Source organism: Bacillus shivajii, assembly GCF_020519665.1.
GTDB classification, from domain to species: Bacteria; Bacillota; Bacilli; order Bacillales; family Salisediminibacteriaceae; genus Bacillus_CA; species Bacillus_CA shivajii.
In genome coordinates this window covers 2,367,057-2,382,647 of sequence record NZ_CP084703.1, presented here as the reverse complement: position 1 = coordinate 2,382,647, position 15,591 = coordinate 2,367,057, and the positions used below count along the sequence as shown (strand labels likewise).

At 36.3% G+C, this 15,591-nt stretch carries 12 protein-coding genes and 1 other RNA gene; 8 read left to right on the top strand and 5 right to left on the bottom strand.

Features of this window, described 5'->3' with window-relative positions:
- Nucleotides 1-369 precede the first annotated feature (369 nt).
- Nucleotides 370-2,568 (bottom strand): DNA topoisomerase III, encoded by a 2,199-nt coding sequence (locus LGQ02_RS11635; RefSeq protein WP_226514541.1) that lies wholly within the window; start codon nucleotides 2,566-2,568, stop codon nucleotides 370-372.
- A 145-nt stretch (nucleotides 2,569-2,713) separates the two neighbouring features.
- On the bottom strand, nucleotides 2,714-2,839 hold the full coding sequence (locus LGQ02_RS21310; protein ID WP_264183978.1) for a hypothetical protein: 126 nt from the start codon (nucleotides 2,837-2,839) through the stop codon (nucleotides 2,714-2,716).
- Between the two features lie 176 nt (nucleotides 2,840-3,015).
- Between LGQ02_RS21310 and LGQ02_RS11630 the strand changes: the two genes are divergently transcribed.
- Nucleotides 3,016-4,689 (top strand): ribonuclease J, encoded by a 1,674-nt coding sequence (locus LGQ02_RS11630; RefSeq protein WP_226514540.1) that lies wholly within the window; start codon nucleotides 3,016-3,018, stop codon nucleotides 4,687-4,689.
- A 90-nt stretch (nucleotides 4,690-4,779) separates the two neighbouring features.
- Here the strand turns inward: LGQ02_RS11630 and LGQ02_RS11625 are convergent, their stop codons facing one another.
- Nucleotides 4,780-5,505 (bottom strand): DUF3270 family protein, encoded by a 726-nt coding sequence (locus LGQ02_RS11625; protein ID WP_226514539.1) that lies wholly within the window; start codon nucleotides 5,503-5,505, stop codon nucleotides 4,780-4,782.
- 196 nt (nucleotides 5,506-5,701) lie between these two features.
- Nucleotides 5,702-5,966: signal recognition particle sRNA large type (gene ffs, locus LGQ02_RS11620), an RNA gene on the bottom strand.
- 174 nt (nucleotides 5,967-6,140) lie between these two features.
- Between ffs and LGQ02_RS11615 the strand changes: the two genes are divergently transcribed.
- From LGQ02_RS11615 to LGQ02_RS11600, 4 genes are all read left to right on the top strand, one after another.
- Nucleotides 6,141-6,803 carry a ribonuclease H family protein gene (locus LGQ02_RS11615; protein ID WP_226518299.1) on the top strand — a complete coding sequence of 221 codons (663 nt, stop codon included), beginning with the start codon at nucleotides 6,141-6,143 and terminating at the stop codon, nucleotides 6,801-6,803.
- Between the two features lie 477 nt (nucleotides 6,804-7,280).
- The gene (locus tag LGQ02_RS11610; protein WP_226518298.1) at nucleotides 7,281-9,521 is read left to right on the top strand and encodes an EAL domain-containing protein; all 2,241 of its coding nucleotides are present in this window, start codon (nucleotides 7,281-7,283) and stop codon (nucleotides 9,519-9,521) included.
- Between the two features lie 153 nt (nucleotides 9,522-9,674).
- A complete protein-coding gene (locus LGQ02_RS11605; RefSeq protein WP_226514538.1) occupies nucleotides 9,675-9,854 on the top strand; it encodes an antitoxin VbhA family protein in 180 nt (59 codons plus the stop codon).
- A gap of 116 nt (nucleotides 9,855-9,970) precedes the next feature.
- Nucleotides 9,971-11,461, top strand: a complete 1,491-nt coding sequence (locus LGQ02_RS11600; protein ID WP_226514537.1) for a leucyl aminopeptidase — start codon at nucleotides 9,971-9,973, stop codon at nucleotides 11,459-11,461.
- A 650-nt stretch (nucleotides 11,462-12,111) separates the two neighbouring features.
- Here LGQ02_RS11600 and LGQ02_RS11595 read toward each other — a convergent pair.
- Nucleotides 12,112-13,536, bottom strand: coding sequence for a hypothetical protein (locus LGQ02_RS11595; protein ID WP_226514536.1), 1,425 nt, complete (start codon nucleotides 13,534-13,536; stop codon nucleotides 12,112-12,114).
- Between the two features lie 224 nt (nucleotides 13,537-13,760).
- On the opposite strand from LGQ02_RS11595, the gene LGQ02_RS11590 reads away from it, so the two are divergent.
- The 3 genes from LGQ02_RS11590 (at nucleotide 13,761) to LGQ02_RS11580 (ending at nucleotide 15,589) form a co-directional block, all read left to right on the top strand.
- Nucleotides 13,761-14,162: a rhodanese-like domain-containing protein gene (locus LGQ02_RS11590; RefSeq protein ID WP_226514535.1), complete on the top strand. Its 402-nt coding sequence runs from the start codon at nucleotides 13,761-13,763 to the stop codon at nucleotides 14,160-14,162.
- A 302-nt stretch (nucleotides 14,163-14,464) separates the two neighbouring features.
- Nucleotides 14,465-15,058 carry a hypothetical protein gene (locus LGQ02_RS11585; protein ID WP_226514534.1) on the top strand — a complete coding sequence of 198 codons (594 nt, stop codon included), beginning with the start codon at nucleotides 14,465-14,467 and terminating at the stop codon, nucleotides 15,056-15,058.
- Nucleotides 15,059-15,115: 57 nt separating this feature from the next.
- Nucleotides 15,116-15,589: a cyclic nucleotide-binding domain-containing protein gene (locus tag LGQ02_RS11580; RefSeq protein ID WP_226514533.1), complete on the top strand. Its 474-nt coding sequence runs from the start codon at nucleotides 15,116-15,118 to the stop codon at nucleotides 15,587-15,589.
- Nucleotides 15,590-15,591 lie beyond the last annotated feature (2 nt).

The following is a 15,591-nucleotide window of genomic DNA, read 5'->3' as shown; positions in this document are numbered from 1 at the left end:
AAAGCCAAGTTTTGTTTAGAGGTGAACGTAACAAAAGACGGCGACTCCCAGAGGATCAGCGACGAGCAATACTTCTTTGAACTGCTCCGAGCTGCGACGAGTAACCGCAGGAGCACTCTTTACCTGCGACGAGCAAGCGTAGTGGCGCAGGAGCAACGAGCTGAAGATCCACTTAGGCTAAGAATTGTAGAGCCTAAGTTAGCTGAAGACAAGCCCTTGGGAAAGCGTCCGTCTGAAGTGAAGTTCACGCTCATCATTCGGAATTTTGCACCTTATTTTGAGTTATGAAATTGATTCAAGTGTAAATAAACAAAAATAAATCCATTCAAAATACTTGAATGGATTTATTTTATAGACGTGAGTATACTTTTACTTATCTTTCAACTTTGCTAACGCTTCTGCAAGAGCTGGGTTAAACGGTTCATCGTCCTGTTTATTTTGCTGCTTCATATATTTGTTAACATCACGTTTAGATACTTTCGTATTTTTCTCTTTTTTCTTTCGTTCATTAAATGTAGATAGCTTTTCTTTATGTCCACATTTACAAACAAATACTTGCCCTTCACCTTGACCTCGTAACTCAAGTTTTTTCTTACATTTCGGACAGCGAGCATTCGTTGATTTAGAGATGTTTTTACGATATCCGCATTCTCGGTCCTGACAAACGTGCATCTTCCCTTTTTTTCCATTTACTTCAAGCATATTCTTCCCGCACTCTGGACATTTCGTTCCTGTTAAGTTTGTATGTTTAAACTTCTTCGTACTATTTTTAATTTCATGGACGGTTGACTTAGTGTAGTCTTTCATCTCATTAATAAAGCTATTTTTGTTTAACTGGCCTTTTGCGATTGCCTCAAGTTTTTGTTCCCATTCAGCTGTCAACTGAGGGGATTTTAAATCTTGTGGTACTAAATCGAGAAGTTGTTTCCCTTTTGAAGTGAGGAATATTTCTTTCCCTTTCTTCTCGATAAGGAACGAATGAAATAGCTTATCAATGATATCAGCACGAGTGGCTACAGTACCGAGGCCACCTGTTTTTTGTAATGTTTTAGCTAAGTCCTTCGTATTTGTTGCAATATGTTTTGCAGGGTTTTCCATCGCTGATAGTAATGTTGCTTCATTAAATCGAGCGGGAGGCTTTGTCTCTCCAGTTGTATGTTTAACGGATGAAAGAGTAAGTGTATCTCCTATGTTTAAGTTAGGAAGGAGTTGTTCTTTCATATTATTTATTGGATCTTCTTCTTCAAATTCATGATCGTATACTTCTTTCCAGCCTGAAGAGATGACTCTTTTTCCTTTAGCGATAAAATCTTCCGTTTCAACTTTAGCTTTTATCGTCGTTTGTTCATACTCAAAAGGAGGGTATAAAACTGCTAAAAAGCGTTTGACAACCAAATCGTACATTTTACGTTCTTTATCGGTAAAGTTATGTAAAATTGCTTTTTCTTCGGTGGGGATGATTGCATGGTGATCCGACACTTTTGCATCATCTACAAACGACTTGTTTGTCTTAATTGGCTTTTGTAATAATTGATGTGCGATTTTTGTATACGGGCTACTCTTTTTACAAGCATTAATACGATCACTTAGCGTTTCAACAATATCACTAGATAAATATTTTGAATCTGTTCTAGGATATGTAAGAACTTTATGCTGTTCATAAAGCTTTTGTAAAATCGATAACGTTTCTTTTGCAGAATAGTTAAATGCTTTATTTGCCTCACGTTGTAATTCAGTTAAATCATAGAGCTGTGGGGCGAAGCTTTTCTTATGTTTTTTCTCAATGTCGAGTACTTTAGCTTGGTTCTGCTTCGTTTTCTTTAATATCTCATCTGCTTTTTCCTTTGAAAATGTTCGAATATCATTTGAATGCTTGTCAAGCCAAGTGAGGTTTAGGTTTTGATCTGTTTCGGCTTTAACTCCATAGAATGTTTTCGGTTGAAAGTTGCGAATCTCGCCCTCTCTTTTCGCAATAATTGCAACTGTTGGCGTTTGGACGCGACCGCACGAAAGTTGAGCATTAAATTTACACGTCAGAGCTCTTGTCGCGTTTAACCCGATATACCAGTCAGCTTCAGAACGAGCAACAGCAGAATGATACAAGTTTTCATATGATTTGCCGCTTTTTAAATTTTGAAAGCCATCTTGAATGGCCTTATCAGTTACAGAAGAAATCCACAGTCGCTTAATTGGTTTGTTTACTCTAGCTTTTTCTATAATCCACCGGGCAACAAGCTCACCTTCACGGGCAGCATCAGTTGCGATAACAACTTCACCGACGTCTGAACGGTGTAGCTGGCTTTTCACTGCTTGAAATTGCTTACTCGTTTTCTTAATGACTACGAGCTTTAATTGATTTGGAAGCATCGGCAAGTCTTCGATTTTCCACGATTTATATTTATCATCATAAGCTTCAGGGTCTGCAAGAGTTACTAAATGACCTAACGCCCACGTAATGATATATTTGTCTCCTTCAATAAATCCGTTCCCTTTTTTGTTGCAATTCAATACTCGTGCAATATCACGAGCAACAGAAGGTTTTTCTGCGATAACTACTCTTTTTTTCATTGTATGTAAACATCCTTTCTTCAAAACAAGCAGTTTAAATATAGCATACAATTCGTTCGTTGTAGAGCTAAGCGTGAAAAAATGAAGAATGCATACAAGAAAGGAGGGGCGATATAGGATGTCTTTTTTAGTCGGTGAGAACTGATTATAATTTTTCGTGAATTTGTTTGTTACAATGCTGACATTTATATATCTTTACATGACGATTTTCTTCTTTCACCCATTCGCCTTGTCGAAACACTTTACATTGGCAAAATCCTAATCTTGGCATGATATATTCCTCCAATTTAACGATATTATCAACATATTTTCCTAATATTTGTGCAATTATACACTGATTAAGAAGGATAGATTTTGAAAGTAGAGTGTGAAACAAGATTTTTCGGGGAGTGACAGGTCCATTAAACGGACATACTATGACTAATTTTAAATTCGGAGGGTTCTATTGTGAGTAAAAATGAGAATGGATTATCAATTTTCGCCTTAGGTGGATTAAATGAAGTAGGAAAAAATATGTATGCCATTCAATATGAAGACGAAATTGTGCTTATCGATTGTGGGAATAAGTTTCCGGATGAAAGTTTATTAGGCGTTGATTTAATTATTCCTGATATATCATACTTGATAGAGAATAAGGAGAAAGTTAGAGGGGTTATTGTTACGCATGGTCATGAAGATCATATTGGCGGAATTCCTTTTCTCTTAAAGAAATTAAATGTGCCTGTTTATGCTACTCGTTTTACATTAGGGTTAATCGAATTAAAATTAAAGGAACATAAACTTTTAAGAGAAACCGAATTAATTGAAATAAATCCCGACTCCAATGTAACATTTGAACATATTACAGTTAATTTCTTTAAAGTTACTCATAGTATTCCGGACTGTTTAGGAATGGTATTTAGAACACCTGAAGGGAATGTTGTACATACTGGAGACTTTAAATTTGACTTCACTCCTGCAATGAACGAGCATTCTGACATTCATAAAATGGCTGACATTGGTAAAGAAGGGGTATTACTTTTATTATCTGAAAGTACGAACGCTGAACGTCCAGGATCAACTCCATCAGAGCAAATGGTTGGTGAACATGTGGAAGAAGCTTTTAAGAAAGCAGATGGTAAAGTTATTCTTTCTACATTCGCCTCGAATGTTAGCAGGCTTCAGCAAGTTGTTGATGCTGCGATTAAAACAGACCGGAAACTCGCTCTTCTTGGGCGAAGCATGGTCAATGTCGTAACCGTTGCTATTGAACGCGGTTATTTGCAAGTTCCAAATAACATGCTTATTGATCAAAATGAAATCAATGAAATGGCTCCAGAAAATGTAGCGATCCTTTGTACAGGTAGCCAAGGTGAACCGCTAGCTGCTTTATCGAGACTGTCTACAGGTAATTTCCGTGGCGTTGACGTGTTAGCAGGGGATACTGTCATTTTAGCAGCGGGACCAATTCCAGGAAATGAACGGGCTGTGACAAGAATCGTTGATAATTTATTATCTTTAGGAGCTAAAGTCATCTATGGAACTGGTAGTTCATCAGGAATGCATGTTTCAGGGCATGGATACCAAGAAGACTTAAAATTAATGCTTACATTAATGAAGCCGACATATTTTATCCCGATTCACGGGGAGTATCGAATGTTATACCACCATCGTTTACTTGCTGAATCAGTCGGCGTTGAAGAAGGAAATACATTTATTTTAAAAAATGGTGAAGTTGTTGATATTAGAAATCATGAGGCGCGGCAAACACGAAAAGTTCGAGCAGGGAATACGCTTGTAGATGGAATGGGTGTTGGGGACGTTGGAGAAATTGTCTTGCGTGATCGTAAGCAACTTTCTGAAGATGGGATGATTGTCACTATTTTAACAATGAGTAAATCAGAGAAAGAGCTTGTTTCAGATCCGGACACAATCACTCGTGGGTTTGTCTATGTAAGGGATTCTGAAGAATTATTAAAAGACGTCAACCACTTAATTAAAAAGGCTGTTAATGAATTAGACGAAGAGGAAAGAAAAGAGTGGGGAGTGATTAAACAACATATAAAAAGGTCGATCGGTCAATATTTGTTTAAACATACGAAGAAAAAACCGATGATCTTGCCGATTATTATTGAAGTCTAAACAAAGAGTGCCTGTCTCAAGTAGTTATGTGAGTCAGGCATTTTTACGTAACTTTTGTGAAACAAGATTTTTCGGGAAGTGACTGGCACATTACCATTGAAAGAAAAACTTTAGTGACATCGTAACAGCCGTGTAACTGACGACACCGATGGTAAATGTAACAAAGTGAGCTTCTTCATCTGGTGGCAGTTCATATTTCAATACATTTAAGATCATTGCTCCAGAGATAAAGGCAAAGATGATGGATTCAGTAAGTGGAGATAAATTGATTGATATCGCAATCACCCAACCACTAATGATCCCGAGCGCTAGAACGTATCGGCCTACCTTATTATAAATATCTTCATATTCTCGCCATAAGTCATGGGCAACGGCAATAAAATGTAACCCTACGGCGAGTCCATAAAAAATGGCTTGAACACCTAACACATCATGTGAAATAACCGTATAGGCGACTAACATATTATAAATACCGAAAAAAATAATTTGTAACCAAAATAATGACCGTGCTTTATCCGTTTCATGTTTCAGTTGTGACTTACGAACAACTTTTTGAACACCGTAAAAAATGAGGACGCCGATTAGTCCAATAAAATACAACTCTGATTCCATTGTGAAATAATCGCCATACTTTTTCACCAAAATTTGTTCTTTATGTAAAGAAGGGAGGACATAGACGAAAACATAGGAAACAGCAAGTCCTCCAGAAAACGAAAACCATTTTAATCGTTGCAAGCGATTTGACGGTATAAGTTCATTAGCAAATAAATGGATTAAAATAAAAGCTATTCCCATGATAAAGGCATCGAGTGACATATGATGAGCTCCTTAAAAAGAAAGTCTTTTTATAAGGTACCCATTCAAAACGAAAACATTAAGTACGATTGAAATGAAAGGTCTATGGATGACTAAGATTTTATGTTGAATGTTTTCCTAAGTTTTATAGTCAGTAATTGTTCTCATACAAAAAAAGATGGTAACTCTTATGAGTCACCATCTTATCGTATGTAAATCGCAAACCTATGTACGATTTCGCTATCCATGCGCTAACCTTTCTTTTGACTCAGAAAAAGTAACCTCTTACACAAGAAAAGGGTCTTGCTTATGGCTGCTTCCTTCCGGATCTGACCCGTTCGCAAGTTTTTCGTTGTAAAAGACTTTTTCCTCAACATCAAATGAAAGGGGCTGTCCACACATAACGAAACCTTCGATAGGTATCGACCCTGCTATAGCGGATTGCAGGTTACAAGGCACCGCTACCTCCCCGTCTATTGCGATGTGTTTCAATTGATTAATTACATCTTACTATGGTTTATATCTTTTGTATATGCCAATTATATGGTGTTATAGGATAATGATGGTATTTGTGAAGTTTCATGAGGGAGGTTAAATGAATTAAATAGAGGGAACGATACATTTAAATATTTGTTATGGATGATGGGTGGTTTATGATGAAGTTACGTATAGAACTTACATACAAAACTCGAAAAGGGACTGAAGCTATCTTTACTTCTGATGAGATGAATGCTGAAAAAGCGTTATTAGTTGCTGATGATTTCGAGCAAACAGGACGATTGAAGAATATTATGTTTGTCGATCGATATGATAGTGCTTGGTCGATAAAGGAATTAAAGAAGTACTTAGAAGAAATTGAGACTGAACCACATAATGTTACCGTTTATTTTGATGGAGGGTTTGACATACAAACGAAAAAGTCTGGCTTAGGTTGTGCGATTTATTATGAACAGAATGGAAAGTCATTTCGTCTTCGTAAAAACCAGTTAGATGGTGAACTCGACACGAATAATGAAGCAGAATATGCAGCTCTTTATTTTACGCTCCAAGAACTAGAGTCATTAGGAGTGCATCATTTACCCGTTCAGTTTGTTGGAGATTCACAAGTTGTCATCAATCAGCTAATTGGTGAATGGCCAGTCATGGAAGATACGTTAAATCAATGGGCCGATCGGATTGAAGAGAAATTGAAAGATCTAGGGATCAGTCCAGAGTTTACACTTGTATCAAGAAAGAAGAATCAGGAAGCGGACCAATTAGCAACTCAAGCATTAAAAGAGATAGAAATTATGAGTACGTTAGAGTTAAAAGAGGAGTAGAATTGGTGAATATAAAACGTTTAAACAACGTAAAGTCAGCAATCTTGCTGGCTTTTTAAATTTACACTATAAGAATGTAGATAATTTTAGCTAAGAAGCCATTTCAGCGTAGTGAAAATTATATGTGTATAGTATAAGTGCTCCTGCGATTACTCGTCGCAGCTCGGTGTTATTTCACCGATGTCGTTCCTCGGTGCTCCTGCGCCAATAAGCTTGCTCGTCACAGCTCGTAGATATTTCGATGAAGCTGTTGCTCGTTGCAACTACGGCTCTCACTTCGCCTAAAAGGGCGAGCATAGCCGAGTTTTCTTTACCGTCTCAAATCGTCATTTTTTATCCTAATATATTAAATATAGAAAAATATTACCAATCGAGTTATAGTAATAAAGTAATGTTTTTACTTGTATTGTCATGGTGAAATTTAATAGTGATCGATTTTATACAAAGAGTTTAAATAAAGGGGAGCTTTTGAAGGAGATGCAGCTTAGAGGGAGAATAATCGCAGTCATTATCTTATTTATTTTTAGAGGGAGTTGGATGTTTTATTACCACTACAATTTTGAAATTGATAATGTAATCCAAGAACTTATCATCTCAATACTATTAATCTTTCCGGTATGGTGGATAGGAAAACAATTTGATAAAAGTCATTATTATTTAGAACAACTAAAGATAAAACAACAAGAACTAGAGCAAAAAGAAACAGATTTTACGAATTTAATTGAACTATCACCTCATTTTTTGCTCATTCATCAAGGTGAACAAATCGTTTATGTAAACCCAGAAACAGTGAAAATGTTAGGTGCGAAGACAAAAGGTGAGTTAGAAGGAAGATCCATTTATGACATGATTCCTGCTAGTGAGTACATAGAATTTAAGACAAAATTAGAGGAACTTAAAAACGGTTACGTAACACAGATAGAGGAACTAATTATCACTGGATTTAATGGACAGTTATCTAATATTAAAACAATTGCTGTTCCTACGATATACAAACAGCGTCCGGCAATAATGAGTATTGGTATTAATTTAACCGATTATAAACATGTAGAAAAGAAATTAAATGATATTGATTTTGCATTAAATGAATCGACGATTATTGCAATAACAGATAAAGATGGGGTAATTACCCATGTGAATGATAAGTTTTGTACGATCTCGAAATATACGAAAAACGAATTAATCGGCAACACACACCGAATAATTAAATCGGGACAACATTCGAGTTCGTTTTTCAAAGAGATGTGGGAAACGATTCGAGGTGGGGAAGTTTGGAAAGGAGAGATCAAAAATAGAGCAAAAGATGGATCATATTATTGGGTTGATACGACCATTGTTCCATTTCTTGATCGAACCGGAGCCCCATATCAATATGTAGCAATAAGGAATGATATTACAAATATTAAGGAAATGGAAGAAAAGAGTAGATATTTAGCAAATTATGATACGTTAACGAAACTTCCAAATCGTCAACACATTAACCAATTTATTCAACAAGAGATTGAAAAACAAAATGAGTCTAGTAATCTGGCACTCTTATTTATCGATCTTGACGGTTTTAAATTATATAATGATACTCTTGGCCATAACTTTGGTGATGAACTATTAAAAGAAGTGCCTAAAAGAATGAAACGCTGTCTACCGAAGGACTCATTTTTAGGTCGGTATGCTGGAGATGAATTTATTATTATCATGAAGGAAAAAGATGAACAGCAAATTAATAATCTCGCAAGTAATATAAATAAAACTTTTGAAGAACCTTTTTATATTCTCGGTAAAGAATTGTTTATTACGTTAAGTATAGGAATTAGCTTGTATCCAAAAGACGGGACAGATGCCGAAACGTTAATAAAAAATGCAGATGCAGCTATGTACAGGTCGAAAAGAGAAACAAAGAACAATTATCAATTTTATAGAGAAGAGTTTAATGAATCTAACAAAAGTAAAGTAAATATTGAAAATGGACTGAGGTGGGCCCTGAGAAATCATGAATTTCATCTTTTATATCAACCTCAGTATGAGCTTCATACAAAATCAATTGTAGGAGCAGAAGCTTTGATTCGGTGGAAGAGCCCTACATTAGGAGATGTCTCACCAGCAGAATTTATTCCAATAGCTGAAGATACAGGCCTTATCGTACCAATAAGCAAGTGGGTATTTAATTCAGCATGTAAACAATGTAAACAATGGCATGATGCTGGGTTGAAGCTAAAAATCTCGGTAAATATTTCATTACGTCAGTTCTACCTTGAAAATATTATAGAAACGGTGAGAGAAGTATTATTAGATACAAATCTTGAACCAAAGTATTTAAACTTAGAAATTACCGAAAGTATTTTTCAAGACATAAATAAATCAAAACATATTTTAAAAAGCCTAAAAGAATTAGGCGTAATGATTTCCATTGACGACTTTGGGACTGGATATTCATCATTAGCGATATTAAACCAATTACCGATCGACTTTGTGAAGATTGATCGATCATTTATAAAGGATATACCAAATGATGAAAATTCAATCATGCTCGTTAAAACGATTCGAGATATTGGGAAGAATTTAAACTATGAAATTGTTGCCGAAGGGGTAGAGAATACAGATCAATTGAAGTTCTTACAACAAAATAAATGTCAAATTGCCCAAGGTTTTTACTTTAGTAAACCTATCTTTTCAGAAAAAATAGTAAGGTTAGTAGATACATTTTACGAAAAAAATAAATAAGTACAAAAGTGAGTCATTTCATTAAATGGCTCACTTTTGTTGTTATTTGGTGCTTATAAAAACTCTTTGAATATGACTCGTCAAAATTCATACAAATGATATAAAGACTTTAACAAGTACTAAACAAGCAAAAGAATATGTTAGGGAGGGGAAATGATGAGCAAAGATCCGGTTAAAAAAGCACTTGAACATGTTCTCGATAATGATGCACTAGAGGACTTTGAAGTAACAGAAGAGCAGAAGAAGCTTGTGGAGAAAAGTATCAGAGGGGAGATTTCGCATGAAGAATTTATAGCAGAAGCTAAAAAAATACTCGAAAACAGTAGTGGCTAAGTTCTTGTAAGATGGGACTCATTGAAGAAAATACTCGACTTTTCCATAACTCATCTCACCCTATCCTTATCAACCTTCAAAACTTTCTGTATAATGATACTTAGGAGGGTGAGAACATGTACATATTTAAACAAGATTCGTTTACAAAGTTTGAAACGGAAGCATTATTATTTGGTGTATTTATGGAAAAAGAAGGCGCTTCGAGAGCTTTAGATGAAGCTTTTGAAGGGGAATTACAATTCCTTTATGAGTCTGGAGATTTGTCGCATGAGCGTGGACAAATCATGAAGTTACATACGTTTGGAAAAGTATCGGCAAAACGTATTTATTTTGTAGGTCTAGGAAAACAAGAAGAGTTAACGAAAGATGGGCTTCGAAAAGCTTTTGGCAAAGCATTTAAACAATTAGCGAATGACCAAGTTGAGCATGCAACGTTAGCAGTTGATAGTTTAACAGGATTACAAATTTCTAACGAAGATGCATTTGAGGCAATTGGAGAAGCACATGCACTCTCGCCTTTCGTGTTAAATACGTATCATACAGAGAAAAAGAAAGATACCGTATTTACTGAGCTTACGGTTATTGGTGAATCTAAAGAGAGTGAAAGTGAGATCACTAAAGCGTTAAATATTGGGTTCGCTCTAGGAGAAGGTGCAAATGTTGCCCGACGTCTTGTCAATACGCCAGGAAACTTAATGACTGCAACTGACCTTGCAGCATTTGCTGAAGGGGTAGCAAGCAAACATGATTTTGAAATCGATATTTTAAATAAAGAAGAAATTGAATCGCTCGGTATGGGTGCGTTACTTGCTGTAAACCAAGGATCTGATGAACCACCGAAACTCATTGTTATGCGCTATCAAGGAAAAGACACTTGGGAAAATCCAGTCGCTCTTGTCGGAAAAGGAATTACCTTTGATACTGGAGGCTATTCTCTTAAAGGGAAAGAAGGTATCATTGGTATGAAAATGGACATGGGTGGTGCTGCATCAACTATTGGAGCCATGGATGCAATTGGTTCGATTAAGCCAAAAGAAAATGTGATGACTGTGATCCCAGCAACAGATAACATGATAAGTGGAAAAGCTTTTAAGCCAGATGATGTGATCGTCTCGATGAGCGGGAAGACGATCGAAATCCGTAATACTGATGCAGAAGGACGCCTAGCACTAGCTGATGCAATCACTTATGCTAAAACAAAAGGTGCAGCAAAAGTCATTGATATCGCGACATTAACGGGTGGAGTGGTTGTAGCATTAGGAAACCAAGTAACTGGTACGATGACAAATGATGATGAATGGTTGTCAACAGTGCAACAATCAGCCGGTGAAACAGGTGAACTATTGTGGCAATTGCCTTACTTCGATCATTACAAAAAACAAGTTCGTACGAGTCACATTGCAGATTTAAACAATAGTCCAGGACGTGCTGGGCATGCAATATTAGCTGGTGCGTTCGTTGGTGATTTTGCTGAGGACACACCATGGGTTCATTTAGATATTGCCGGTACCGCAATGGCAGAATCTGAACATGACCTTGGTCCAAAAGGACCTACTGGTGTCATGGCGAGGACACTTGCAAAAGTTATTATGAACGAAGCCAAATAAAGTGAAGGAGGAGACTGGTAGTACACTCATGTACAATCGTCTCCTCTTTTCTTTATTTTTATTGTTAGGCTACCCTGAAATTAAGTTTAATAAAGGTATTATTTGAAGTGATATTTTTAAGTCTAATATCATCATTTTATAAAGAAAAAATTATGATGAAATTAGGCTATATTTGCAGTGGTTTTATAACTCGAAGAAGTGATAGGCGGCGACTCCAGCACAAGCACAAACTTCACGAGTTAGCTACGCGCTACCTCGACGCCTAACAACGGAGCAATGCTTGTAGAGGAAGAGGTAGGAACAGCTTCGAGCTGCGACGAGTAACCTCAGGAGTCACGAGCCGAAAATCACCTAAAACGTCTGGAGACGTTTCAGGAAGTTGAGGCCGTGCCTGCGGCAAAGAAGACACCGTGAAAGCAAACGAAGTGCAGATTGAACGGATGTCGCGCTTGTGCCTAGAGGTGAAAGCGTCCGGCTGTAAACAGATTCGAGTGCTTATCATTAAAAAAAACACAATAAAAAAGGCGACATGTAAAGCTAAATGTTAAACGTGTTGCCATTTCTAGTGTTTTGATATGCCGCGACACCTGCGGAAAGTGTACGCTGTTAGCGAACACAACTAATAAAACAAAATCTTTACGAAAACAGTCTTAAAAAATGAAGAGTGCAAAAATAGTAGCTGTTATTAATCCGATGATCACTGGAATAAAACTTTTTCTAACTAAATCCAAGACGGATATTTTAGCAAAGCCTGCGATTGCAATAATAGGAGACCAAGCAACGAGTGTCCCACCGCCAACCCATATAGCGCCGATTTGACCGATCGAGGCTAATGTAGCTTGATCTGCTCCAACTGATGAAGCTAATGCTTCAGATAAAGAGCCGATTAAAGGTAGGGCTGAAAAGCCAGAACCGTCAAGCCCAGAAATCATTCCTAACGCTAAAACCCCAAAAGCAGTAACAAAGGCATTTTCAGGAATGAACCCTTGACTTGCTTCTACTAAATCAAATAAAAACGATGGTGCGTTGTCAGCGCCGGTACCGAAAACTTGAGAAGATAATTCTCCACTTCCAATGAAGAAGAACCCAGCTATAGGTATGACTAATCCCATCACTTTAAACGTAAATACAAAGCCTTTGACAATGTGGTCACTAACTTCTTGTAAAGTCTTACGATAATTACGGAAAAGTGAGATTGTTAAGATCATCATCATTGCAGTGCCTCCTACAAGAGAAGCACCAGCACCTTCTTCTATTGTAGGGATGATATTTGAAAATGTTGCGGTTACTACATAAGTAACAATGACTAAAAAGACAGTTGGAACGAGAAAGGCAAAGTACTGACTGAATTTTCCCTTCCTTACTTCGATATCATCCGCACTTACTTTCATATCATCATCGCCACTATTTTCCCAATCGATTAAGTTTCTCTCTGCAGGCTTTTTTATTGATTTTCGAACCATAAAATAAGCGACCGGTAATGATGTTATTCCAGCAATAAGGGATAAAATGAACGTTTTTTCTGCAATAATACCCGCTTCTAATCCACTAGTTGACGCAGTTAAGCCTGGAGCTACCTTTAAAATGAAATCAGAAGAAAGTGCCATCCCATGCCCAGCAAGAGAAATAGCAATGGCTGCTCCAATCGGTGGAAGTCCTGCTTTTATCGCAACAGGGATAAGCAATGCGCCAATGAGTGGAACTGCAGGAGCGGGCCAAAAGAATAAAGAGAGAAAGTACGTAACGACAACAAGAATGAAAAAGGATAAATGCCCGTTTTTCATCACCTTTTGAAACGGTAATACCATTTCTTGGTCTGAACCTATTGATTTAATGGAACGAAGAAGTGCGGTCATTATGGCAATAATTAGGAAGATATCAAAAAGCTCAGTTGCTGCTACTAGACTTGCATTAAAGATCGCATGAATTCCAGCTAATACTGAATCACTGTATGCCCATGCGACAAAAAAACTCATAACGATAGCAGGAACAACGACATTTTGCTTGAACAACATAGTCAATATAATGACACATATTCCGGTTATATATAACCAATGTGCTAGCGTAAGTTCCATAAATGTCAAATCTCCTTTGAGAGAAATTTGTTTATTAAAGTCGAAATCAATATGCATCTTATGCTAAAAGTTAGGCCGACGTGTAAGGGAACTCGTATGTGGTTTGTTGATCTTTTTATGCACTTTATATTATTTTTTTCGTTATCATTTTATGGTGAAATAACACTTGACCTAGTACCTGTGCGGGTATATAGTTACGGTATACACAAAAGGGGGACAAAAAAGTGATTAAAAAATATTATCCTTTTCTTATTCCAATAATCGTTTTAATAGGGTTCTTCGGTTATCAACAATTTCAAAGTGCTGGTGTAGAAGAAATAAATACAAATCAATTAGCTGAAATGATGAATAGCGAGGCACATGAAGATGTGTTTTATGTGGATGTACGTGAAGAACATGAATTTAATGATGGTCACATTGAAGGGATGGCAAATGTTCCTTTAAGTCAATTAGAAAATAGATATGAAGAAATACCAAAAGATCAAACAGCTGTGATCATCTGTCGTAGTGGAAATCGAAGTATGCAAGCAATAAATATTTTAAAAGACAATGGATATGTTGACCTCATAAATGTAAAAGGCGGTATGCTAAAGTGGGAAGGGAACGTCATTCATTTACAAGAATGACGTTGCAATGACACAACTTTAATAAGCTTAATATAGGACGAAATCGTTGTGAGGTACGATTAGAGCAACCCTTTGTCCTGCTTGAAAAAAAGTCAGCGAATTTTCGCTGGCTTTTTTCTGTATATCTTTTACTAGTTTTAAAATACAAGTCTATACTTAAACCTCTTTACATACATATTAGCTTTTTAGCATAAACATTTAAATTACCTCAACTTGTTTTTACTAAACCAGCCTATCAGCTTCAAATAAGCAAGATTTCCACTACTAAGCATTCTTATGTTTTAGAATTTGGAGGTGCTAGCTTGAAGATTATTGAGAACTTAGAATTTATCCATGAACATGAAAAAGTCATCTTTGAAAATTATAAAGTTTTTAAAAGAGATATGGAAGAAGCACTTGAAGGGATCAAAAAGACGATTGAATGGCTTAGAACTTCACTATTTCAATATGTTGTTGATGATCTTATTTTTTATATTTCAGATGAACCGATCAATTTTCCAGCGGAGCTTGCCATTGAGGAAGAAAGTGAACAAAGTGATGAATGTCAGTTTATTGTTTATTTAAATATTATGTCGATCTCTAATGACTATAAAAATAGAGAGTATATTTTAGACCTAAAAAAAGATCATGTTACGTGTCTAGAATATTCTTCCTTTATTTTATTGCATGAGATTGGCCACTTTATTCATGGTAATATAGGTATATCAGGGAGTACAAAGAAAGATCGGCTATATGGATATTTTGAGAAAGGTGAACATTTTTATACTAGATATATAGAAAAAATGAAGCATGGATATACAACAGAGGAAAAGAAAAGGTATCGAAGAATACCACAAGAGAAAGCGGCAGATGCATTTGCAAGACAATGGCTAGATGTCATGATGGAAGACTTGTAGAACTTTGACGATACTTTTATTATCCATCGTATGTTTGAAATAGGAGAGGTTAAGGTCATGACGACAGCAAGTGAAATTTATACACCAATTAAAGATACTCTTCTTACAAATGAATTCACTGAGGAAGAGGTTCATATCCTTTCAAACTACTCACAGTATTACTTCCTTCAAAAAGACGAAACGTTGATTCAAGAAGGTGAACGTCAAAAAAGCCTTTATATTATAAAGACAGGAAGGTTAGGTATTTTTCAGGGTGAGGCATCGGACCTTTTTACGAGTTTGGAATCAGAAAGTATGATCGGTGAAAAATCAATTGTAGAGGTAGAGCATCATTATACGTATTCCGTTAAGGCGTTAGATCCATCCATGGTCATGAAAATCGATACGTATAAACTGTTTCAAGAACAAAATAATCACTCACTTCAATTGAAACTATTAAATAAAGCCGTCAAACAATTTTCAAGAGAGAAAATAACACTGTTTTTAAAAAAGATGAAGAACGTGAGCAAACAAAAGCCTACAATGCACTAGGG

Coding starts and splice junctions, on each gene's coding strand:
- LGQ02_RS11635 (WP_226514541.1), bottom strand. CDS start 2,568: ATGAAAAAAAGAGTAGTTATCGCAGAAAAACCTTCTGTTGCTCGTGAT.
- LGQ02_RS21310 (WP_264183978.1), bottom strand. CDS start 2,839: ATGCCAAGATTAGGATTTTGCCAATGTAAAGTGTTTCGACAAGGCGAA.
- LGQ02_RS11625 (WP_226514539.1), bottom strand. CDS start 5,505: ATGTCACTCGATGCCTTTATCATGGGAATAGCTTTTATTTTAATCCAT.
- LGQ02_RS11615 (WP_226518299.1), top strand. CDS start 6,141: ATGAAGTTACGTATAGAACTTACATACAAAACTCGAAAAGGGACTGAA.
- LGQ02_RS11610 (WP_226518298.1), top strand. CDS start 7,281: ATGCAGCTTAGAGGGAGAATAATCGCAGTCATTATCTTATTTATTTTT.
- LGQ02_RS11605 (WP_226514538.1), top strand. CDS start 9,675: ATGATGAGCAAAGATCCGGTTAAAAAAGCACTTGAACATGTTCTCGAT.
- LGQ02_RS11600 (WP_226514537.1), top strand. CDS start 9,971: ATGTACATATTTAAACAAGATTCGTTTACAAAGTTTGAAACGGAAGCA.
- LGQ02_RS11595 (WP_226514536.1), bottom strand. CDS start 13,536: ATGGAACTTACGCTAGCACATTGGTTATATATAACCGGAATATGTGTC.
- LGQ02_RS11580 (WP_226514533.1), top strand. CDS start 15,116: ATGACGACAGCAAGTGAAATTTATACACCAATTAAAGATACTCTTCTT.